This is a genomic window from [Flexibacter] sp. ATCC 35208 (genome assembly GCF_001975825.1).
In the GTDB taxonomy this organism is placed as follows: Bacteria; Bacteroidota; Bacteroidia; order Chitinophagales; family Chitinophagaceae; genus Chitinophaga.
Map to the genome: position 1 here is coordinate 1 of NZ_MTKN01000171.1, position 1,816 is coordinate 1,816.

Genomic DNA, 1,816 nt, shown 5'->3' on the forward strand with positions numbered 1-1,816 from the left:
AAGTGTAAACAACTTCTATAGTAAAAGTACTGCCATTAGTTCACTGGTATAGATGAAAATGGTTGGCTCTGCCCTGATATTTGGAGGCTGGGGGTGAAATTAATATTGCCGGGCCAGGATTTCTGGAAGCAGTTTTACATCATTTTACTTACCTGGTATTTATTTAGATCCAGCTTTCCTGATTAACCAGGAGTACCTGGATAACATTAGGGGATAAATCAATTTTAATAATGCTTGTCGCTCTTTTTCTTCTAAGGATAAAATGCTGCTTACTGCCAATAATAGATAATGGGGTGGCTAATCGTAAATGAATTGTATTCTAGAAGAATTGACCTGCCGGAATGAAGCATGGAATAAACCGGATGTTAATTATAACAATAGTTCGGTAAGTTTTTCCACATCGATGCTGTGGAAAAAAGATGTAGATAAATAAAAAGACATTTCTTCTAATACCAAAATAAAAAAAAGGCAATGAGTAAGTATGTCTAGTACCAATCTCAAAGCCTTTGGCAAGGTGAAACACCTTGTTAGTGCAACATTAAATGAATTGCCTAAAATTACCAAACCTCAATACAAATTTATCATTTCATTATTTGAGGTTTGGCTATGTTTACCAATACGGTATACTATCTTAAACCTTAGCCGGTTTGGTGACTATTGTGAAAAAAGTATCCGGTTGCAAATGGAAAAGGATTTTGATTTCCCTGCGTTTAATACGACGCTAATTCAAAAAAACTGCAGTAATGATTTGATTGCGGCCTTTGACCCAACCTTTATACCAAAATCAGGAACTCACACCCCTGGATTGGGTAAATGGTGGAGTGGGAAAGATCAGAAAGCCCTTAAAGGGCTGGAAGTAGGCTGCCTGGCTATAATAGATGTGAAAAAGCATACTGCGATGTCTTTAAAAGCAGAGCAGACACCTGGCAAGATGGAGCTAGCGGAGAAAGGGATAAAATTGATAGCCCATTATGTTGATATCATCCGAAGTGAAATAACCACTTTGAAAAACATGGTTAAGTATTTGGCTGTAGATGGATACTTCATGAAAAAGGATTTCATAAATCCGATATTTGAGCTAGGTCTCCATATAATTACTAAAATGCGCCCGGATGCAAATCTGAGCTATGTTTATTATGGTGCTCAAAAGCCCGGCCCGGGAAGGCCCCGTACGCATGGAGAAAAAGTCAACTGCGCTCAGATTGATAAACGCCGTATCAGAGAATTTGCCGTTGATAATGATGCCGTTTATTATAGTGGCATTGTTTGGTCAGCAATACTGAAGAAAAAGATAAGAATTGTTTTCATAGAAAAAAAAGGAACTGATCAATACGAGATCCTAATGAGCACTGATACCAAACTTAACCCCAAATTGATACTAAAATATTATCGTCTACGGTTTCAGATTGAATTTCTCATCCGGGATGCTAAACAACATACAGGATTGGAAGAATGTCAGGCTAGAAGTAAGAACAAGTTGTATTTCCATTTTAATATGGCATTTACAACTATTGGCATTGCCAAATGTGCGCTTTGGTTAAAACATCAGGAAAAGACTGCTTTTTCTATGCGTAATGTTAAAGTCGCATGGTATAACAGATATTTAAGAACATGTTTAAAATTCCAAACGACTCATTTTAGAAGTATATTAATGAAAGCTACCTGGATGAATGCAACAGATGATTCAGGTAGCCTTTCATGATCCTTATCTAACCTTCTGAAAAAATTCAGCCACGCGAATGATCGTTCAACCTGCCACCTACCGGTTTGTGGAACAAAACCTTTTACTGTCGGCGGTTTCTGAGTTATTTCTATT

Annotated in this window: 2 protein-coding genes; one reads left to right on the forward strand and one right to left on the reverse strand. The window is 37.3% G+C overall.

Annotated features, from left to right (window positions below; genetic code table 11):
• Positions 1-481 precede the first annotated feature (481 nt).
• The gene (locus BW716_RS34880; protein WP_083730653.1) at positions 482-1,702 is read left to right on the forward strand and encodes a transposase; all 1,221 of its coding nucleotides are present in this window, start codon (positions 482-484) and stop codon (positions 1,700-1,702) included.
• Here BW716_RS34880 and BW716_RS34885 read toward each other — a convergent pair.
• A partial coding sequence (locus BW716_RS34885) for a transposase (protein WP_179091417.1) occupies positions 1,633-1,816 on the reverse strand: 184 nt, incomplete at its 5' end. The genes BW716_RS34880 and BW716_RS34885 overlap by 70 nt on opposite strands.

Coding starts and splice junctions, on each gene's coding strand:
- BW716_RS34880 (WP_083730653.1), top strand. CDS start 482: ATGTCTAGTACCAATCTCAAAGCCTTTGGCAAGGTGAAACACCTTGTT.